The sequence below is a fragment of the Blautia sp. AF17-9LB genome, assembly GCF_003479185.1.
Taxonomy (GTDB): Bacteria; Bacillota; Clostridia; order Lachnospirales; family Lachnospiraceae; genus Fusicatenibacter; species Fusicatenibacter saccharivorans.
Genome location: NZ_QUGU01000009.1, coordinates 536 through 20,347 on the forward strand (window position 1 = coordinate 536; position 19,812 = coordinate 20,347).

Annotated in this window: 16 protein-coding genes and 3 tRNA genes; 16 read left to right on the plus strand and 3 right to left on the minus strand. The window is 44.0% G+C overall.

Annotation, left to right across the window (positions count from 1 at the left end; all coding sequences use genetic code 11):
* Positions 1–86 precede the first annotated feature (86 nt).
* The 9 genes from DWX00_RS10635 (at position 87) to trhA (ending at position 6,319) form a co-directional block, all read left to right on the plus strand.
* A tRNA-Met gene (locus tag DWX00_RS10635) sits at positions 87–160 on the plus strand.
* Between the two features lie 6 nt (positions 161–166).
* Positions 167–239: transfer RNA gene (locus tag DWX00_RS10640), tRNA-Phe, on the plus strand.
* Positions 240–247: 8 nt separating this feature from the next.
* A tRNA-Lys gene (locus DWX00_RS10645) sits at positions 248–320 on the plus strand.
* Between the two features lie 167 nt (positions 321–487).
* Positions 488–1,543 (plus strand): D-alanyl-D-alanine carboxypeptidase family protein, encoded by a 1,056-nt coding sequence (locus tag DWX00_RS10650; RefSeq protein ID WP_118595197.1) that lies wholly within the window; start codon positions 488–490, stop codon positions 1,541–1,543.
* A gap of 320 nt (positions 1,544–1,863) precedes the next feature.
* Positions 1,864–2,817 carry a M23 family metallopeptidase gene (locus tag DWX00_RS10655; protein ID WP_118595198.1) on the plus strand — a complete coding sequence of 318 codons (954 nt, stop codon included), beginning with the start codon at positions 1,864–1,866 and terminating at the stop codon, positions 2,815–2,817.
* A gap of 342 nt (positions 2,818–3,159) precedes the next feature.
* Positions 3,160–4,095 carry a mannose-6-phosphate isomerase, class I gene (gene manA, locus DWX00_RS10660; RefSeq protein WP_118595199.1) on the plus strand — a complete coding sequence of 312 codons (936 nt, stop codon included), beginning with the start codon at positions 3,160–3,162 and terminating at the stop codon, positions 4,093–4,095.
* 17 nt (positions 4,096–4,112) lie between these two features.
* On the plus strand, positions 4,113–4,988 hold the full coding sequence (locus tag DWX00_RS10665) for an ROK family protein (RefSeq protein ID WP_022461220.1): 876 nt from the start codon (positions 4,113–4,115) through the stop codon (positions 4,986–4,988).
* Between the two features lie 172 nt (positions 4,989–5,160).
* Positions 5,161–5,418: a GIY-YIG nuclease family protein gene (locus tag DWX00_RS10670; protein ID WP_055220299.1), complete on the plus strand. Its 258-nt coding sequence runs from the start codon at positions 5,161–5,163 to the stop codon at positions 5,416–5,418.
* A gap of 226 nt (positions 5,419–5,644) precedes the next feature.
* The gene (gene trhA / locus DWX00_RS10675) at positions 5,645–6,319 is read left to right on the plus strand and encodes a PAQR family membrane homeostasis protein TrhA (RefSeq protein ID WP_118595200.1); all 675 of its coding nucleotides are present in this window, start codon (positions 5,645–5,647) and stop codon (positions 6,317–6,319) included.
* 120 nt (positions 6,320–6,439) lie between these two features.
* Here trhA and DWX00_RS10680 read toward each other — a convergent pair whose 3' ends face one another.
* Positions 6,440–8,017: an AraC family transcriptional regulator gene (locus DWX00_RS10680; protein ID WP_118595201.1), complete on the minus strand. Its 1,578-nt coding sequence runs from the start codon at positions 8,015–8,017 to the stop codon at positions 6,440–6,442.
* An 18-nt stretch (positions 8,018–8,035) separates the two neighbouring features.
* Positions 8,036–9,808 carry a sensor histidine kinase gene (locus DWX00_RS10685; protein ID WP_158578801.1) on the minus strand — a complete coding sequence of 591 codons (1,773 nt, stop codon included), beginning with the start codon at positions 9,806–9,808 and terminating at the stop codon, positions 8,036–8,038.
* Between the two features lie 254 nt (positions 9,809–10,062).
* Here DWX00_RS10685 and DWX00_RS10690 point away from each other — a divergent pair, with 254 nt between their 5' ends.
* The 3 genes from DWX00_RS10690 to DWX00_RS10700 are packed head-to-tail and all read left to right on the plus strand — an operon-like array spanning position 10,063 to position 13,402.
* Positions 10,063–11,565, plus strand: coding sequence for an ABC transporter substrate-binding protein (locus DWX00_RS10690; protein ID WP_118595203.1), 1,503 nt, complete (start codon positions 10,063–10,065; stop codon positions 11,563–11,565).
* A gap of 14 nt (positions 11,566–11,579) precedes the next feature.
* Positions 11,580–12,497: an ABC transporter permease gene (locus DWX00_RS10695; protein WP_117801895.1), complete on the plus strand. Its 918-nt coding sequence runs from the start codon at positions 11,580–11,582 to the stop codon at positions 12,495–12,497.
* Positions 12,498–12,517: 20 nt separating this feature from the next.
* On the plus strand, positions 12,518–13,402 hold the full coding sequence (locus DWX00_RS10700) for a carbohydrate ABC transporter permease (protein WP_117801780.1): 885 nt from the start codon (positions 12,518–12,520) through the stop codon (positions 13,400–13,402).
* Between the two features lie 82 nt (positions 13,403–13,484).
* On the opposite strand, the gene DWX00_RS10705 is transcribed toward DWX00_RS10700, so the two are convergent.
* Entirely contained in the window at positions 13,485–14,396 is a 912-nt protein-coding gene (locus tag DWX00_RS10705) for a 30S ribosomal protein S1 (protein ID WP_117804507.1), read from the minus strand.
* Between the two features lie 380 nt (positions 14,397–14,776).
* Here DWX00_RS10705 and DWX00_RS10710 point away from each other — a divergent pair, with 380 nt between their 5' ends.
* The 4 genes from DWX00_RS10710 to DWX00_RS10725 all read left to right on the plus strand — a co-directional run bounded on the left by DWX00_RS10710 (position 14,777) and on the right by DWX00_RS10725 (position 19,604).
* Positions 14,777–16,432: a putative manganese-dependent inorganic diphosphatase gene (locus tag DWX00_RS10710; protein ID WP_117510673.1), complete on the plus strand. Its 1,656-nt coding sequence runs from the start codon at positions 14,777–14,779 to the stop codon at positions 16,430–16,432.
* A 104-nt stretch (positions 16,433–16,536) separates the two neighbouring features.
* Positions 16,537–17,136, plus strand: a complete 600-nt coding sequence (locus DWX00_RS10715) for a flavin reductase family protein (protein ID WP_117510675.1) — start codon at positions 16,537–16,539, stop codon at positions 17,134–17,136.
* Positions 17,137–17,485: 349 nt separating this feature from the next.
* Positions 17,486–18,820: an NADP-specific glutamate dehydrogenase gene (gdhA, locus tag DWX00_RS10720; RefSeq protein ID WP_118595204.1), complete on the plus strand. Its 1,335-nt coding sequence runs from the start codon at positions 17,486–17,488 to the stop codon at positions 18,818–18,820.
* Between the two features lie 430 nt (positions 18,821–19,250).
* Complete coding sequence (locus DWX00_RS10725) at positions 19,251–19,604, plus strand: Hpt domain-containing protein (RefSeq protein WP_055220310.1); 354 nt, start codon at positions 19,251–19,253, stop codon at positions 19,602–19,604.
* The last annotated feature ends 208 nt before the right edge of the window (positions 19,605–19,812 follow it).

A 19,812-nucleotide genomic window follows, 5' to 3' on the forward strand; every position in this document is an offset into this window, starting at 1 on the left:
AGAGCAGCTGATTTGTAATCAGCAGGTTATCGGTTCGAGTCCGATCATCGGCTTTACTTGAGAAATCAAGTACAAAAATAGGATATCGCGGGATGGAGCAGTCTGGAAGCTCGTCGGGCTCATAACCCGAAGGTCGTAGGTTCAAATCCTACTCCCGCAATTTTATGCCTAGTTAGCTCAGTTGGTAGAGCAGAGGACTGAAAATCCTCGTGTCTCTGGTTCGATTCCGGAACTAGGCATATTTTACGGAGCATTAGCTCAGTCGGTAGAGCACTTGACTTTTAATCAAGTTGTCCGGGGTTCGAATCCCCGATGCTTCACTATGTGGAACCCTTTCGAGGGTTCTTTTTTTTGTTCTGCATATCCAAAATTGGTCCACCGGACCAATTTTGATTATGTTTATCTTAAGGTTACGGCGAAAATCTTGCAAAAGAGCAGGAAATGTACTATGCTTTGAAAGAATAAAAAAGAACGGAGGAATCTGTTTATGGCACAAAAAAAGAAAAACAAAAGACGAAGACGCCAGTTTCAGCAGAAAGTGATTTTAAGTGTTCTGCTTGTTATCATTATCGGATTGATTGGCGTGCTTGGATATCAGATGCAGAAGAACGAGAAAAAACAGACGGATGGAAACGCAAGTGCATCCTCTTCGGTTTCGTCATCCTCTCTTGCTGGGGACAGTTCAGAGCCGATATCGGATTCCAGCCCGGAGGAGGAGATTACACCGACGCCTGAGCCGGTACAGCAGATTTCGTCAGATGGTCTGAACAGTCAGCATGCCCTGCTGGTGCGGGAAAGCGATCTGGCTGAGATGATGAATCTGGGCGGAGATGAGAGAATTTATCCGGCGTCGATGACAAAGATTATGACAGCGCTGCTTACCATTGAAAATCTTCCGGATCTGAACGAGACGATTACGGTTCCGGAGGACATCTTCGAGGAACTGACGGCACAGGATGCGTCGGTAGCGGGATTTAATCCGTACGAACAGCCAACGGTTCGTGATCTTCTCTATGGTGTGCTGCTGCCATCCGGCGCAGATGCCTGTGAGACATTGGCGAGAGCAGTCGGCGGATCGGAAGAAGGTTTTGTGGCCATGATGAACCAGAAAGCAGAAGAACTGGGACTTACCAATACGCATTTTGAGAACTGCACGGGACTGCATAACGACAACCATTATTCTACCTGCCGTGATATTGCGGTGCTGATGAGTGAGTGTCTGAAGAGTGATACGTTTCGCGAGATCGTGACGAGGGAGGTTTACACAACGGAGGCTACCGCATCACACCCGGAGGGAATTACGCTGTATGATACGATGCTCCACCGGTTTACCAGCTATGAGATGAGTACGACACTGGAGAACGGGGCAGTCATTGAAGGCGGAAAGACCGGATTTACCGATGAGGCGGGTCAGTGCCTGGTCAGCTTTGCAGAATATGGAGGCGAAGAGTACATACTTGTTACGGCAGAGGCCATGACGGATTCGGGATCTGCGGTGGACAGCATCGCGGATGCGAGTACGGTGTATGGAAGATTACAGTAAATACAGGTGAAAGTGAGAGCTGGAAACGGGAGAAAATTCCCGGTTCCGGCTCTTTTTTTTGCGTGAAGCAAGTCGAGAAAATAAGGTGTGGATAACATTAGGGATGTTTTGCACGGAATGCGCAGAAAAGAATTATGTTTTCCACAAAAGAAAGAAGCGCAGGGGAAAAATTGTGGATAACGGAAAGGAAAAATCCGGTTTTTGTGTATAGATCGCGCCGGATGGGAAATACTGCTTACTGTAGAAAAGCAGGAGGAGAGCGAGAAATCGAAAAACGCCTCTGAAATGCTTAAAAAGATATCAGCAGAGGTGGTAAGAACATGAAAAGAGACAAGTTGAGAATCGGCGTGATCACAGCGGCACTGGCAATGATGATTGCAGGCGGAGTGCTGACCTGGCAGCAGGATGCGAGAAACGGTAAGGCAGATCAGGCGAAACAGGGAGAGACGGCACAGCTTACAGAGGACGAAAGCACCGGAACTACAGAACAGCAGACGGAGGAGACGACGGGAGATGCAGACGGAACGCGTGCCGTACAGGATCAGGCAGATGATGTGGAAAACAGTCTGGAACAGGCGCCGGAAATGGAAGCGGCGTGTGAAGAAGAGGCGGTGGGAAATCCAGAAGCAGATGCAGAGACGGCTCAGAATACACCGGAAGAATCAGATGGGAATACAGAAAGACAGGACGCGCAGGCGGTAAACGGAACAGCGGCGGATCAGAACGGAGAAACAGGATCAGGAGAAACAGCGGCGAATGAAGAAACGAGTGCAGCATCCGGAACTGTGGATTCTGCAGAAAATCAGGAAACGGCAGTTGAGACAGCAGGGGCTGCACAGGATCTGATGTTCAGCGAAGCGACAATCATGGAACTGCCGGTTACTGGAACAGTTCTGATTCCGTATAACATGGAAAATACCGTTTATTTCCCGACACTGGATCTTTACCAGTGCAATCCAGGCGTTGTTTTCTCGGCGGCAGAAGGAACTCCGGTTCTGGCGGCAGCGGACGGAGAAGTTGTGAGTGTGGAAAATGATGCAAGAACCGGCCTCACCGTCACCATGAATCTTGGAAATGGATACGAAGCCATCTACGGACAGCTCACAGACGTTTCCCTCGAGGCAGGCCAGAAAGTTCAGAAAGCAGCACGGATCGGAGCAGTTGCAGCACCGACGAAATATTATGTAAAAGAGGGAAGCAATCTTTTCTTTGAGATGAAAAAAGACGGAAAAGCCATTGATCCTATGGTATATCTCCCGGCAATTTCGGAATAAAAAAGAGGACCTGCACGAAATGGGATGCGGGAAAGTATTATAAAGTGTAGGATTCGCAATCGAATCTTTTTTACAGGTTTTGAATACAAAAAAGGCGGCGCAGACCGCGGATGGTAAAATACCGTTTTTCGATTGCTTTTTATAAAAAAGGCTGGCTGAAAACAGTCAGCTTTACATATAACAAACAGGATTGTTTTGATATAGAAAAAAGGCGGAATAAAAGGAAAGTAACCGGTTACAGAAAATGTGAAAGTTTGTCATTTTAGGGGTTTCGTTTTTGAATGTTATCGGTTAAAATAGATGTAGTGGACAGATCCTGAAAACAAGGAGGATTAGAAAAATATGGAGCTTTTATTTATGGACCCGGTGTTCAAAGAAGCAATCTGGGGTGGAACAAAGTTAAGAGACGTATTTGATTACGAAATTCCGAGCGATACAACCGGCGAGTGCTGGGCGATCAGCGGACATGCCAACGGAATGAGCCATGTGGCAGGCGGAAGATTTGATGGAAAAACATTAGGTGAGCTCTGGAAAGAGGAGCCGGAAATTTTCGGAAATTACCCGGGAAGCCAGGTTCCGCTGCTGATCAAGATCATTGATGCAAAAAATGATCTGAGCATCCAGGTTCATCCAGATGATGCTTATGCAGGAGAGCATGAGAATGGATCTCTTGGAAAGACCGAGTGCTGGTACGTGCTGGACTGCGAACCGGGTACAGAAATTGTTATCGGACACAATGCAAAAGACAAGGCAGAAGTGGAGAAAATGATCCGCAATCATGAGTGGAGCGATTTCATCCGCAAAGTGCCGGTACATAAGGGAGATTTCTTCCAGATCAATCCGGGATGCGTACATGCCATCAAAGGCGGCACACTGATTCTGGAGACACAGCAGAGCAGCGATATCACCTATCGTGTATACGATTATGACAGATTGCAGAACGGCAAACCGAGACAGCTTCATGTAGAGCAGAGTATCGATGTTATCGAGGCTCCGTTTAAACCGGCAGATATCGATACCTTTACAGAGGAAATCCCGGGCGCGGTACATACCCATTTTGTAACATGCAAGTTCTACTCTGTAGATAAATACGACATCGACGGTGTATTCACCTTAGATGCGAAAAAATATTATACTAATGTAAGTGTAATCGCCGGAGAGGGTACTGTAAACGGTATTCCGGTTAAGAAAGGTACTCACTTTATTATACCGGCTAATTTTAATGGATGCAGATTTGAAGGAAAACTTTCTGTAATCTGCTCAAATCCAGAAGCATAAGAGAGGAGAAAAACACAATGAGACTTGGAGCATTAGAAGCAGGCGGAACAAAGATGGTCTGCGCAATTGGAAACGCAAATGGAGAAATTTATGAGAGAATTTCTATCCCGACCGAGACACCGGAAATTACCGTTCCGAAAATGATTGAGTATTTCAAAGAGAAGGACATTCAGGCACTGGGAATCGGTTGCTTTGGACCGATCGACCTGAACAGAAAATCCGAAACATATGGTTACATTACCACAACTCCCAAATTAGCATGGAAGAACTACAACATCGTAGGCGCTTTCGCAGATGCACTGGACATCCCGGTTGGATTTGATACCGATGTAAACGGTTCTGCACTGGGTGAGGCTACCTGGGGAATCACAAAAGGTCTGGACAACAGCATTTACATCACCATCGGAACGGGCGTTGGAATGGGAATTATTTCCAATGGCAAGCTGTTGCACGGCATGCTTCATCCGGAAGGCGGACACGTTCTGCTGACCAGACATCCGAAAGATACTTACGGCGGAAAATGCCCGTATCACAGCAACTGCCTGGAAGGCCTTGCTGCAGGTCCTGCCATTGAAGCACGCTGGGGCAAAAAAGGTATTGAGCTGGCAGACAAAAAAGAGGTATGGGAGCTTGAGGCTTACTATATCGGACAGGCACTTGTAGACTGCATCATGCTGCTCTCCCCGCAGAGAATCGTTTTGGGCGGAGGCGTTATGCATCAGGAGCATATGATGCCGCTCGTAAGAGAAGAAGTAAAGAAACAGCTGAACGGATATCTTGTAACAAAAGAACTTGAGGATCTCGACAGCTACATTGTACTTCCAAGCCTGAACGACAATCAGGGTATCATGGGCGCATTGAAACTGGCGGTAGATGAGCTGGCAATGCAGTAAAAATAAAAATGAGAAAACCGTTCGGAGAAATCCGGACGGTTTTTTGCTTACAGGAAACTTCGTTGAATTTTCCTGCGAAGCAGGACTCTTTCTTATTTTTTTGATTGCGCCTAAAAGAACCGAGTGTTAAAGTTACATAGAATACAGATGAACAGAAGGAACGGAATTTGAAATGGAACAGGGGAATTTTACATATATTCTGGAATGCAGCGATGGATCTTTTTATACAGGCTGGACCAATAATTTGGAACGCAGAGTAAAGGCACACAATGCTGGAAAAGGAGCGAAATATACAAAGAGCCGCAAACCGGTAAAACTGGTGTATTTTGAAACCTTTTTAACAAAACAGGAGGCTATGCGGAGAGAATGGGAAATTAAGCAGCTTTCGCGGGTAGAAAAATGGAAGCTGATTCAAGCGAAGAAGCAATAAAAATACAAAAACAGACGGCTCAAACAGGCACAACGGTATGCGTAAGCGAGCAGTCTGTTTTTTTGTGTCAAAGCAGGTCAAACATTTTCAAAAGAAAATAGATATTTTGACTTGAAAAATAATTTTATCCTGCTATAATAAAAGAAACGATGACAAGTAGTAATGAAAACTACATAAAGTAGTAATTGAAATACACAGTGTTTCTGACAGGAAAGGAATGAGCAGGATGAAGTATATCAGAAAAAATGGAATCAAGGATCCTGGCAGTGCGATTACACATGGGATTGCGCTGATCCTGGCGGTGGTGGGAACGCTGCCATTACTTTTGAAGGCGGCGCGGGAGCCGGATCATCTGCATGTGGTTGCAATGACAGTGTTTATGCTGAGTATGATTTTGCTGTATCTGGCGAGCACCGTGTATCACACGTTTGATGTAAACGGGAAGGTGAACCGTCGACTGAAAAAGTTTGATCATATGATGATTTCAGTGCTGATTGCGGGAAGCTACACACCGATCTGCCTGATTGCACTGCATGGACGGACGGGAATTGCACTCTGTGCACTGGTGTGGGCGGCAGCGATTGGCGGGATTCTCGTCAAGGCATTCTGGATCAATTGTCCGAAGTGGTTTTCCTCAGTGTTGTATATCGCAATGGGATGGCTGTGTGTACTGGCATTTCATCCGCTGTTTCTGGCTCTTTCACGGCCGGCATTTGGATGGTTGCTGGCGGGCGGCATCATTTATACGGTCGGCGGGGGGATTTACTCCTTAAAAATGCCGATGTTTAATGCGAAGCATAAAAAGTTCGGAACACATGAAATTTTCCATCTGTTTGTGATGGGTGGCAGCTTCTGTCATTTTATTGTGATGTATTATTTTGTGGCGGCGATGCCGGTATAAAAACTTGTTTGAAGATAAAACAGTAATGCAAAAATAAAATACTGCGGAACGTATTTTCGTTATACCCGGGTATTAACATTTATTTGGGAAAACTTTACGCTCCGCAGTACTATTTTTGCATTATTTTTTCTTTTGACGGTATTCACTCGGAGAAATTCCGTAGACTTTTTTGAATACCTGTGTAAAATAAGAAAAATTCGTGTAGCCGATATTCGTTGCAATTACACTGACCGGGAGATTGGTTCCCTCAAGCAGGGAAATCGCAATTTTCAGTTTTTCCTGCACGATATAGTCAGAAAGTGAAATTCCTTTTACCTTTTTGAAAAGCCGGGAGAGGTATTCCGGGTTCATGTATACCTGATGTGCGATTTCGGTGCGGGTAACATTCTGGTGAATATTTTTCTGAATAAAATTTATCACCTGGTCGATCTGTGAAACACCTGGTTCTGCGCTAATTTGAAGGCTTTTTAGATAATCAACGGAAAAATCAAGCAGTTTATGCATCTCTTCTATGGAATGACAGGAGTTGTTCAGAGCGTGAATATCGTATTCTTTTTCAAAAACACCGTGTGCACCGATGTGGTGATGGTTCAGAATCTGATAGAAGATCTGAAGAAAATCCTGTAAAAAGAGACTGAGCATTTTCTGGTTTACATGACCGGATTCTTTTTGGCGGAGCAGATAATCATGCATGTCTGCACGGACGGCATCGTAATAACCAGAGGAGAGCATGAAATTCCAGTGGACAAAATCCGGAGGGGTGTAGGGAACCTGGGAAATGCTGGATTTCTGATAAAAAATACCACTATAGTTTGCCGCATTTTCACTGCGCTGTTCCAAAAGTTGCTGTATTTTATCTGGTAGCAGAAGAAAATTTGCAGAATGAGCACAGTAGCATGCTATTTTAAAGTGGAGATACTGTGAAGCGGCTTCCACAAAAGTATGCAAATAAATTTGCACCTGATCTTTTGTGAAATTATCGGTTTCGTATAAAATAAGGGCAAAAACCTGTTCGTGGACATGGCAGAAAAGCAGTTTTTTAGTGAACGGCTCAAACAGCTCGAAAACGACATTCTGCAGGATAGAGCGGAGGAGAGAAAGGTCACGAACTGGATGTGGCGTGTCCTGTTCGAGAATATCAATCAAAGTCAGAACACAGGAACAGTCGGGATCGAGTTTTATGGAGATCGTGTCCAGAAAACTCAGGATATTCTGCGGTTCTGCAGGCTGTTTCTGCAAAAATTCATTTAAAAGCACATCAAGAAGATCCATTTCGCGTTTGCTGAAATAGTTTCCATATTCACTGTAAAATTTTTCCTTTCTTTCCTTTTGAATTTGCAGGACTGCTTTCTGAATGGAAACCTCAATTGCACTGTAGGGAGCGGGCTGAATCAGATAATCGAATCCGCCGAGTTGCAGTGCTTTTTGTGCATAGGAAAAATCTTCATGTGAGGTGAGAAAAATACATTTGATTTCTGGAAAATGCTCCGCAACCCATTCATAAAGTTCAAGACCGCTGCCGAGCGGCATTTCGATATTGCAGAGCATGATATCCACGGAATTGTTTGAAAGAATTTCACGCGCACGGATAATGTCGTTAGCACAGAAAACCTGTCGGATGGAAAGCGCATCCCAGTTGATGCCGGAATGAATACCGGCGACAACATCGGGTTGGTCATCAATAATCAATACATTCATTCGGGATTCCTCCTCTTTCTAGGATAATGAAAACAAATTTTCGTTTGAGAGTAAGCTACTTTTAGTTTCTGAACTGGTATTTGGTTCTTCCTGGATGGGCAGGATAATTTCTGTCATGGCGCCGGAGGAATTGTTCATACAGATCAGTCCGGCCTGGTCACCGTAAAGTAAGGTAAGTCGTTGACGGAGATTGTGTATACCGATGTGCTGTCCGGTTACTGCATCTTCTGTATGTTGCAGAAAGGACTGCAGAAATTCGTCCGGAAATCCGGTTCCGTTATCCTGAATACTGATATTTAAATAATTTCCTTCTTCAGTCTCTGTCAGCTGTACGGAAATGTGTACATTGAGCGGCTGGCTGGAGATTCGCCCATGCTTAAAAGAATTTTCGACGAATGTCTGAATGCAGAGCATGGGAACCGGAAACTTTGAAACAGCGGGATCGGCAGAAATGGTCAGCTCAGAAGAATCTCTTGTGTTTAGCTTCTGAAGTTTATAATAATTCTGTACCTGATTCAGTTCCGTCTGCAGTGGCACAAGACTGCTGTTGTCGCGGAAGGTATAGCGGATATACTGGGAAACATATAAAATCATTTGCTGTGCATCGTTTCCTTTATTCTGTTGAATCATACCGTAAAGAGTTTTCAGGCAGTTCAGATAAAAATGAGGCTTCAACTGAATTTGAAAATATTGCAGCTGAGATTTTTGAATGGTCAGCTTATTTTCATAAGTGCGGATTTTCAGATGGTGAATTTCATCCATCATTCGGTTAAAAGTGGAATTAAAGACGGAAAATTCACGGATAAACTGTGTTTCCTGCAGTTTTGAGTTCAATTTACCGTTTCGAATATTCTCCATGGTAGTGATTGCATCTCTTAATGGAGAAAAGTAAATTTTGATGGCCAAAAAACACATGAACGGAATCAAAAGCAGTGCCAGCACAGAGGCAATGATGGCAAACATCTGTGTCGCATTTAAATAAAACTGGCTTCCCTGGTAAGAGGAAAGGTAAAGCATGGTAATATCAGCATATTTTAAGCGATCCTGTACAACAAAAAAGTTTTCTTTTTGTCCTTTTTTGACGTGGTTATTGTCTTCAGGCGAAAAGGTCAGTTTATTTTCTGTAATGGTTTTAGAAGGATTTAATACGGTTCCGTCATTGGAAAGATAGACGAGTGAACTAGTTTTATGCGTTTGTGTGGCGAGGCGAGATGGAGCCATGACCAGGTCAAAATCTACTAGAGAAACACTGTAGGCATTGGAAAAACCGAGAAGGCGAACCAAAAAGTATTTATCACCGACTTTATCGTAAAACCAGGATTTGGAAGTTGATTCAAAATCAAGGGATTTTACATAATTCTGCATTGTTATTAATTCTTCATAGGAATAGCAGTCCTGATAGGCACAGCGGCAGACATCATTGGGAGCAGAATAAATATAGACAGCACCGAGACATTCTGTCAGAGCAAGCTGTTCCCGTGCTTTATTCACAATGGAGAGTGTATTTAAATGAACATCGAGCGGATCAAGTTTATATTTTAGTTTCTGATAATTCCAGTTCTGAGCCCAGTCCTGTGCCATTGAGGTTTCTATCTGGGAAAGATCTGCTTCTAACTGTTCCTGATAGAGAAACAGAGCATTTCGGTTTGCAGAAGCGATTTCGCGGTTCAGCAGGCGAAGCGAGTAGAAATCAAAAAATATCGTCAGAAATGTAAGCGGAATAAGCATGATAAGGCTTATAAGGGTGAAAAAAATTTTTGATGAGATGTAAAAATTTTTACGAGATAACATAAGAGCCTCCAAGAATATAACAATATAAGAAAAATCGTGTGAGCGTTCCAATTGTTGGAACATGCCATTTATTCTAATATAGATGTCGTGTGTTTTCAAGAAATAAGTATACAGATTCGTTAAAATAACGAAAGTTACAGTGGTATGTCACAATATATAAAGAGAAAGTCACAGATTTTATAGAGAAAGAGATACTTCTTTGATAGGATATAGCTATTCGTAAAACAAAGAAAAGAACAAAGGAGAGAAATGTAATGAATAAGAAAAAAGCAATGACATTTTTACTTGTTTCTGTTATGGCGGGAAGTATGCTGGCAGGTTGCGGAAGCGATGCAAGCTCTGCACAGGGTTCATCTTCTAAGAGCGCAGAAAGTAGCAATAATGACAGCTATACAGTAAAAATTCTGGCACCTGGTGATGCAAGTACAGATGACTGCGCAAAAATTTCTGAAGCAGCAAGCAAAATCACAGAGGAAAAATTCAATACAAAAATTGAAGTAACAAGAGTTGGTTTTGGAAGCTATGATCAGCAGGTAAACCTGACATTGGCATCTTCTGAAAAATTGGATCTGATGTATGAGTATTGTGGAAATGTAACATCTGCAATCAGCAGCGGACAGATCCTTCCAATTACGGATTATCTGGACAGCTATGGCAGCGATATGAAATCTGAGATCAGCGAATCCGACTGGAAATGTGTAACCTTTAACGGCAATATTTATGGTGTTCCGTCCAATAAAGAGAAAGCAACGGGATGGGGATTTGCTATGAATAAAGAGATGGCAGATGCAACCGGAATTGACTATAGTTCTATTAAAACAGAAGAGGAGTTGGAGCCGCTCCTTGAAAAAGTAAAAGAAATGTATCCAGATGTATATCCCATTGTTTCTCATGTGGGTTCCATGAGCCTTATGGCAAATTCAGATGACCTTGGTGGAGACATCGGATCTTTAGAAAGTGTATCTTCTGACAGCACAGAAGTTATTAATTACTACGCAACAGATAAATATATGAACGAAATGAAACTTCGCTATGACTGGGCGCAGAAAGGTCTGATCATGCCGGATGCTTCCACTTCTACTGAAATGGCAAATAGTCTGATTGGTTCTGGTAAAGGTTTTGGACGTTTTACAAATACAAAACCAGGTATCGAGCAGGAGATCGAAAAAGAGTCCGGAAAAGAAATCGTTGTTTTGGATCTGGTAGAACCATATACTACCACAACACGTGTTGACATTGTATGGTATGTTCCGCATAACAGTGATAAACCGGAAAGAGCTGTACAGGTATTAAACGAAATCTACACAAACCCGGATTTGGCAAATATTCTTATCAATGGTCTGGAAGGAACTCATTATGAGTTTACAGACAAAGACAACGGTGTCATCAACTACCCAGACGGTGTAACAGCAAGTAACACAGGTTATACCAGTCTTCCATGGGCTTGGCCGAATGAGGCAATTTCCTATGTATGGGAAGGAAATGATCCGGACATCTGGGATCAGACCCAGGAGTTCAACAACAATGCGGTTGTTTCTCCGGCCAAAGGTTTTGCATGGGACAACACAGATGTACAGAACGAAGTAACTGCATGCGCAAACGTAACTGCCAAATATGGTCCTGCACTGGAGTGCGGTTCCCTGGATCCAGAAACTACCATTCCGAAATTCCTGGATGAGTTGAAAGCAGCAGGAGCAGATACCATCATCGCTGAGAAGCAGAGACAGTTAGATGATTGGCTGGAAGCCAACAAATAATGGAGGCTGGGAAGATGAAAAGAAATTGGGGTAAAATTCGCAGATTTATTCCCATGTATCTGATGCTGCTTCCGGGGCTTGTATACTTATTTATCAATAACTATATGCCTATGGCTGGAATTATCATTGCATTCAAGAAATATAATTACAGTCTGGGAATCTTCAAAAGCCCGTTTACAGGTCTTAAAAACTTTGAGTTTTTGTTTAAGACAAAAGATGCTTGGACAATTACAAGAAATACACTGGGATATAACATTATTTTTATCGTGCTTGGAACAGTCCTTGCAATTGCAGTAGCAATTCTGCTGAATGAGATCCGTTCCACGATGGGAAAGAAAGTATACCAGACCCTAATTCTGGTACCGTTTCTGATTTCTATCGTCGTTGTCAGCTATTTGGTATATGGATTCCTGAGTACAGATGCGGGATTTATTAACAACAGTATTCTGAAACCGATGGGAAAAGAGGCAATTGGATGGTATTCCAATGCGAAATATTGGCCATTCATTTTGATTTTTGTCAATATATGGAAAAACCTGGGATATAACTGCATTATCTATTATGCAACGGTAGTAGGATTGGATGCCAGTCTTTACGAGTCTGCATCTATCGACGGTGCAAACCGCTGGCAGAGAATTGTACATATCACACTACCGGGATTGAAAACAACCATTATCACCTTGACGCTGATGAGTGTAGGACGTATTTTCTATTCAGATTTCGGACTGTTCTATCAGGTACCAATGAACAGCGGACCGTTGATCGATGTGACTAACACCATCGATACTTACGTATATCGTGGATTGATGGAGCTGAATAACATTGGTATGGCATCTGCCGCAGGTCTTTATCAATCACTGGTAGGATTTGCACTGGTACTGATTGCAAACCTGATTGTTCGAAGACTGGACGAAAACAGTGCATTATTCTAAGCGAAGGGAGAGTATGAAAAATGGTTGAAAGAAATAAAAGCTTTCAGATTGCAGCTAATGTGATTATGATCTTACTGTCCGTTATGTGTATCGTCCCGTTTATTCTGCTGATTATGTCATCAATCACCAAAGAGAACATTCTATTAAAATATGGATATTCTTTCTGGCCGCGTGAAATCAGTTTTGATGCATACAAAACACTGCTGGTAGATTCAGGCAGTATTGTAAGAGGTTATATCATTTCCGCACTGGTAACGGTAGTCGGAACCGTGGCAAACCTGACTCTGACAACATTGTTTGCCTATCCACTGTCAAGAAAAGAGCTTCCGGGAAAAGCATTTTTCTCCTTTGTGATTTTCTTTACGATGTTGTTCAACGGTGGCTTGGTACCGTCCTATATGATGTGGACTGGAATCTTTCATATTAAAAATACCATCTGGGCACTGATTGTTCCAAATCTTCTGATGGGAGCTTTCTATGTCATCATGATGAGAACGTATTTCACCACCAACATTCCTGATGCGGTCATCGAGGCTGCAAGAATTGACGGAGCAGGTGAGTGGAGAATTCTGGCAAAAATTGTTCTTCCGATGTCTACGCCGATTATTGCTACACTGGCACTTCTGGTCGGCCTCGGATACTGGAATGACTGGTTGAATGGTCTGTACTATATCAACAACGATAAACTGTACAGTATTCAGGTTCTGCTGAATAAGATGCTTCTGGATGTGCAGTATCTAATGAGCGGTGCTTCAGGAGGAGCATTGACACAAAGCATTACACTTCCGGCAACTGGTATCAAAATGGCCGTTGCAGTTATGGGAGCACTTCCAATTCTGGTTGTGTATCCATTCTTCCAGAAATACTTTGTGAAAGGTATTGTGATTGGAGCTGTAAAGGGCTAATAGAATTCTTATAATAGAAAGCAGACTTTCCAGATACACGCAGGAATGCGTGAGAATGGAAAGTCTGTTTTTTGATGCAACTTTAGTTCAGCTTAATATTTTTAAACAGCGATCCCAGTGTCGTTGTCACTTCCTCTGTCTCCGGGAGTTCGATGGTTTCTTCCTGAATTTCTTCGGCGGCAACGTCGTCGAGTGCCTTCATGGAGAGACTGAGTTTGCCATCTTTGATGGCGATGACTTTTACTTTGACTTTATCGCCGACTGCCAGGACTGCGGATGGATGTTTGATTCGTTTGGCGCAGATCTGGGAGATGTGGACGAGACCGGAGAGGCCGTTTCCGAGGTTGATAAATGCGCCGTATGGCTGCAGGCTTTCCACGGTTCCTTCGGTAACAAGGCCGACTTCTACGTTGGAAATTTTCTCTTTGCGGTCCTCATCTGCTTTTTCACGGAGAAGCTCGCGGGCGGAGAGGATCAGGCGGTCTTTTTCTTTGTCGAGGTCAAAAACCTGTACCTGAATGTCTTTGTTTAAGTATTCATTCAGATCTTCCACGTAGTTCAGGGAGAGTTTGGAAGCCGGGATGAAGCCGCGGATTCCTTCGACGTAAGCGATAACACCGGCGTTTACGATTCCTTTGACTTTTACATCCAGTACGGTTTTCTCTTCTTTGTACTGTGCGAGTTTTTCCCATGCGAGGATATCGTTTGCCTCTGCGCGGGAGAGAAGAATGTTGCCGTGGCCGTCGTCTTTGCGGATCACGGTTGCGGTGATTTCGTCACCGACCTGAACAGCGTCTTTTAAGGAGAAGCCAGGCTCGTTGCTGAAGTCCTCGGCGCGGATGACGCCCTCTGCGTAGTATTTCAGATCGAGAATCACCTCTTTTTCATCTACGGAGATGACGGTTCCGGTGAGCATGTCGCCTTCCTCAATTTTTTTGAAAGAAGCTTCCAGCTCTGCGGAGAAGTCATCCATGGTTAATTTTTCTTCTGACATAATGAAACACCCCTTTTTCGTAAGAATAACAGGAAAACGAGAGGAAAATTGTGGATTTATGAAAAAATCGGGTTCAATTTTGCACGTTTTTCTATCTGCGTTTATCTTAACATAAAAGATTTTCTTTGACCAGATGAAAAAAGGATGGTAATATGTGTGTAGTCGTTACCAAAATTACTGAGACGCGCACTTGCTGCGCGGCTGCAGGAGAAAGTGATTCAGGTGGCCGCCCGGAACTTCGCGGAGCGAATTTGCATGTGCAGGGCGGCGGTTACTGGTCACGAAGTGAGCAGTAACTGTAGTCGTTACAAAAAAAGAAGTAAAACTACCGGGACGAACTTACTGTATACCACAAACATACAGAAGGGAGGAGTACTATTATGAAATCAAATTCAAGAGTTTATGTAATTGGACATAAAAATCCGGATACGGATTCGATCTGTTCGGCGATTGCCTATGCGGATATCAAAAACAGAACGGATAAAACAAAAACCTACGTGGCACGCCGTGCCGGTCAGATCAATGAGGAGACCGAGTATGTACTGAAGCGCTTTGGGGTGCGTGCGCCGGGCTACCTGCCGAATGCGGGAACGCAGGTAAAGGAAATTGAGATTCACGAGGTGCCGAGCGTGCCGGGTACGATTTCCGTGAAAAAAGCGTATTCCATGATGAAAAACAACAATGTAGTCACACTGCCGATTACTTCGCCGGACAATGATCTGCAGGGCGTGATCACGGTCAGTGATATCGCGGAATCCTATATGGATTCTTATGACAGCCATGTCATGTCACTGGCAAGGACGCAATACCGCAGTATCGCGGATACGCTGGACGGATCTGTCATTGTCGGAAATGAGCATGGATATTTTATCCGCGGAAAAGTCGTTGTCGGCGCATTCCATCCGGATACGATGGAGAACTACATCGAAAAAGATGACCTTGTCATTCTCGGAAACCGTGCGGAGGACCAGCTCTGTGCAATCGAGATGGATGCAAGCTGCATTATCGTCGGACTTGGCGCAAAGGTGACGAAAACGATTCAGAAATTTGCAGAGGAAAAATGCTGTGTGATCATCAGCAGTCCGCATGACACGTATACGATTGCGCGTCTGATTAACCAGAGTATTCCGGTCAAATATCTGATGCGCAGAAGCAATCTGATCACGTTCAACACCGAAGATTTCCTCGATGATATCAAAGAAGTTATGAAAAATCAGAGACACCGCGATTTCCCGATTCTGAACAAGAAAGGAAAATATGTGGGAACGATTTCCCGTCGGAACCTGATCGGAAATGCAGGAAAGAAACTGATTCTCGTCGATCACAATGAGGAATCACAGGCGGTCGATAACGTCAAAGAGGCGGAGATTCTCGAGATCATCGACCATCATCGTCTGGGATCACTTGAGACGATGGCGCCGGTTATGTTCCGCAATGAGCCGGTGGGCTGCACGGGAACGATTATGTATGAAATTTATAAGGAAAAAGAGCTGGAGATCGCGCCGAACATCGCAGGACTGCTCTGCGCAGCCATCATTTCCGATACGCTGATGTTCCGGTCGCCGACGTGTACGTTTCTTGACAAAGCGGCAGCAGAGGCACTGGCGGACATTGCAGGCATCAGCATTCCGGAGTTTGCATCCGAAATGTTCCGTGCAGGAAGCAACCTGAAAGATAAATCACCGGAAGAAATTTTCTACCAGGATTTCAAAAAATTCATCATGGGCGATGTTACGTTTGGTGTCGGCCAGATTACATCCCTCGATGCGGGCGAGCTGGAATCCATCAAGGAACAGCTTCTGCCGCAGATGGAAAGCGAGTGCGGAAAACACGGCATCGAGATGGTATTCTTTATGCTGACCAATATTATAGAAGAATCTACAGAGCTTCTGTATTATGGAAGCGGGGCAAAGGAAGTCATCGAAAAAGCTTTTGAAGATCTTCCGGTCAACGAGGTCAGCTGCGAGCTGAAGGGTGTTGTATCGAGAAAGAAACAGCTGATTCCGGCATTTATGATGGCGCTGCAGAATCAGTAAAAACAGAAAAAATAAAAAAGCGTGGTTCCGGGCCTGAAAACAGATCCGGGGCACGCTTTTTTCGGTCATAAAAGGGTGAAAAAGAGGAAAGGAAAGAAATAAGAATGGGAAAACAGACATGGAAAGCGGGAAATATGCTGTATCCGCTGCCGGCGGTCATGGTGTCGGTGCGCGGAAAGAACGGGGAGGACAACATCATCACCGTTGCCTGGGCCGGCACGGTGTGTACGAATCCTCCGATGGTATCGATCTCGGTGCGGCCGGAACGCTACAGCTATCAGATGATCAAAGAGAGCGGTGCGTTCGTCATCAACCTGACGACGGAGGACCTCTGCTATGCGACCGACTACTGCGGCGTGCGCTCGGGAAGAGATGTGGATAAGTTCAAAGAGATGAAACTGACGAAAGTCGAGGCGGAGGAGATTTCCGCACCGATGATCGGGGAGTCGCCGGTTAATATCGAGTGTAAAGTGGAGCAGGTGCTCGAACTGGGCTCGCATCACATGTTTCTTGCAAAAGTTGTGGCTGTCCATGCGGATGAGGCATACATGGATGAGCGCGGCCGCTTCGATCTGAACCGCGCGAAACCGATTGTGTATTCCCACGGAGAGTACTTTGGAATCGGGAAAAAGCAGGGAACCTTTGGCTGGAGCGTGAAGAAAAAATCGAAAACACCTAATATAAAAACAAAAAACCGCAGCTAATCTTTATTTTCTAAAGAATCAGCACGCGAAATTTTATAGTACTTTCGGTAAAAATATACAAAATCGACAAAAATACTGGGTAAATATTAGAAAACGCTACAAAATCATGATTTATTAGGAATTTTTTGCGTGAAATATTGCAAAAACCGGATATTTTATGCTATAATATCAACCAATCGTTGACCTTATAAAATTAAGTGATCCGGAGGACGGGAGAATCCACCGGAGACGCGAGAGAGTGCGGAAATGATTTTCTCCACGCTTTAAGGCTGATGAGAACCGCAGATGGATCTTTTAAAGAAATCTTTCTGCACTACATTAAGGGAGAAATTTCAAGGAGGAAACTAACATGTCATACGTAGATGAGGTTATTGAGTCCGTAGTTGCAAAAAACCCAGCTGAGCCGGAATTCCATCAGGCAGTCAAAGAGGTTCTGGAATCTCTTCGCCCTGTTATTGAAGCAAACGAGGAAAAATACAGAAAAGTTGCTCTTCTGGAGAGAATGGTAGAGCCAGAGCGTCAGATCAAATTCCGTGTGCCGTGGGTAGACGATAAAGGACAGGCTCATGTAAACACCGGATATCGTGTACAGTTTAACAGTGCAATCGGACCTTACAAAGGAGGAATCCGTCTGCATCCTTCTGTAAATATTGGTATTATCAAATTCCTGGGATTCGAGCAGGTATTCAAAAACTCACTGACCAGCCTTCCGATCGGCGGAGGTAAAGGTGGTTCTGACTTCGATCCGAAAGGAAAATCTGACAGAGAGATCATGGCATTCTGCCAGAGCTTTATGACAGAGCTTTGCAAATATATCGGCGCAGACACCGACGTACCGGCTGGTGACATCGGAACAGGCGCAAGAGAGATCGGCTTCATGTTCGGACAGTACAAGAGAATCCGCGGCGTATACGAAGGCGTTCTGACTGGTAAAGGTTTAAGCTACGGCGGATCTTTAGCAAGAACAGAGGCTACCGGATACGGACTGCTGTACCTGACCCAGGAGCTGCTGAAACTGAACGGCATCGACATCGCAGGCAAGACCGCTTGTGTATCCGGTTCCGGAAACGTTGCAATCTATGCAATCGAGAAAGCTACTCAGCTTGGTGTGAAAGTTCTCACCTGCTCTGACTCCAACGGATGGGTTTACGATCCAGACGGAATCGATGTAGCTGCATTAAAAGAGATCAAAGAAGTAAATCGTGCCCGTCTGACCGAGTACAAGAAATATCGTCCAAACTCTGAGTACCACGAAGGACGCGGCGTATGGGTTGTAAAAGCAGACCTTGCTCTTCCTTGCGCAACTCAGAACGAGCTGCTGCTTGAGGATGCAAAAGCACTTGTTGAGAACGGATGCACTGCAGTATGCGAGGGCGCTAACATGCCTACTACTCTGGAAGCAACCAAATATCTGCAGGAGCACGGCGTAATTTTCGCACCTGGAAAAGCTGCAAATGCAGGTGGTGTTGCAACATCCGCACTCGAGATGTCCCAGAACTCCGAGCGTCTGTCCTGGACCTTCGATGAAGTTGATGCAAAACTGAAAAATATCATGATCAACATCACACACAACATGGTTGATGCTGCAAAACGTTACGGCCATGAGGGCGACTATGTTATGGGCGCTAACATCGCAGGCTTTGAGAAAGTAGCTGACGCTATGATAGCTCAGGGAATCTGCTAATCTGATTTTGAGAAATCCAAAGGGATCTCCGGTTAAGACCGAGGGTCCCTTTTTGCATAAAAGATAGAAGAAACACAGAAAAATAACGAAAATTACAGTGTACAAAAAACATTACATTTTGCAACGAGACTAGACAGAAGAAATAGACTTTCACGCGGTACCGTGTGAATAAAACGACAGAATATGCGAGTAAGTTGTATTATTATGCATGAATGCAATATACAGGTAAGATAAAAACGTAAGAAAAACGTAAGAAAAAAGATGTTTTATGTTCAGAAATAGAGCGTATAGTAAACAAAAATAATGCAAAAATAATGAAAAGCAGAAGTTGACAAGAGCTTGCGTGAGAAATATAATTATTTATGTATTGATAAAGAACTTGTTTGCATTAATATGTAATGAATTTGCATACAGGGAAGAGGAAGAGAAGATGACATTAAAAGATTGCTACATGCAGATGGGAGCAGATTACGAGGAAACCGTTCAGCGGCTTCGCAGTGAGTCTCTGATTCAGCGGATCATTTTAAAATTTCCTCAGGATCCGAGCTATCAGGAGCTTTGCCAGGCACTGGCGGACGGAAATATTGAGGTTGCATTCCGTGCAGCTCATACATTAAAAGGCGTGTGCCAGAATCTTGGTTTTAAAAATCTGTACGAGCCAAGCGCCGAGCTGACCGAGCGGTTAAGACCGCTGCAGGAGACCGAGACGGATGATCTGATGCAGAAGGTGACGGAAGAATATAACCGCACCGTAAAAGCGATTGAGGATTTCCAGAACGCTTAAATTGAAGGAAGAAAACAAGGAGACATTGATCTGTGAGATGAGGAACACAGACCGGTGTCTCCTTTTTATGGAATTCTGTACAAGATGCGGGTTGACGGGAAAAAAGAAACATGATAATCTTTTTACATAAAAGCACAGCTTATGAAGAAGACTTGTTTAAAAAGAAAAACTTATAAGTATCTATAAGAAAAAACAAGGACGCTTTGCC

Excerpts from the sequence above, each read along its gene's own strand:
- DWX00_RS10705 (WP_117804507.1), bottom strand. The coding sequence starts at position 14,396 with ATGTCAGAAGAAAAATTAACCATGGATGACTTCTCCGCAGAGCTGGAA.
- DWX00_RS10680 (WP_118595201.1), bottom strand. The coding sequence starts at position 8,017 with ATGAATGTATTGATTATTGATGACCAACCCGATGTTGTCGCCGGTATT.
- DWX00_RS10650 (WP_118595197.1), top strand. The coding sequence starts at position 488 with ATGGCACAAAAAAAGAAAAACAAAAGACGAAGACGCCAGTTTCAGCAG.
- DWX00_RS10725 (WP_055220310.1), top strand. The coding sequence starts at position 19,251 with ATGACATTAAAAGATTGCTACATGCAGATGGGAGCAGATTACGAGGAA.
- DWX00_RS10685 (WP_158578801.1), bottom strand. The coding sequence starts at position 9,808 with ATGTTATCTCGTAAAAATTTTTACATCTCATCAAAAATTTTTTTCACC.
- trhA (WP_118595200.1), top strand. The coding sequence starts at position 5,645 with ATGAAGTATATCAGAAAAAATGGAATCAAGGATCCTGGCAGTGCGATT.
- DWX00_RS10655 (WP_118595198.1), top strand. The coding sequence starts at position 1,864 with ATGAAAAGAGACAAGTTGAGAATCGGCGTGATCACAGCGGCACTGGCA.
- gdhA (WP_118595204.1), top strand. The coding sequence starts at position 17,486 with ATGTCATACGTAGATGAGGTTATTGAGTCCGTAGTTGCAAAAAACCCA.
- DWX00_RS10715 (WP_117510675.1), top strand. The coding sequence starts at position 16,537 with ATGGGAAAACAGACATGGAAAGCGGGAAATATGCTGTATCCGCTGCCG.
- DWX00_RS10710 (WP_117510673.1), top strand. The coding sequence starts at position 14,777 with ATGAAATCAAATTCAAGAGTTTATGTAATTGGACATAAAAATCCGGAT.
- DWX00_RS10690 (WP_118595203.1), top strand. The coding sequence starts at position 10,063 with ATGAATAAGAAAAAAGCAATGACATTTTTACTTGTTTCTGTTATGGCG.
- DWX00_RS10695 (WP_117801895.1), top strand. The coding sequence starts at position 11,580 with ATGAAAAGAAATTGGGGTAAAATTCGCAGATTTATTCCCATGTATCTG.
- DWX00_RS10665 (WP_022461220.1), top strand. The coding sequence starts at position 4,113 with ATGAGACTTGGAGCATTAGAAGCAGGCGGAACAAAGATGGTCTGCGCA.
- DWX00_RS10700 (WP_117801780.1), top strand. The coding sequence starts at position 12,518 with ATGGTTGAAAGAAATAAAAGCTTTCAGATTGCAGCTAATGTGATTATG.
- manA (WP_118595199.1), top strand. The coding sequence starts at position 3,160 with ATGGAGCTTTTATTTATGGACCCGGTGTTCAAAGAAGCAATCTGGGGT.
- DWX00_RS10670 (WP_055220299.1), top strand. The coding sequence starts at position 5,161 with ATGGAACAGGGGAATTTTACATATATTCTGGAATGCAGCGATGGATCT.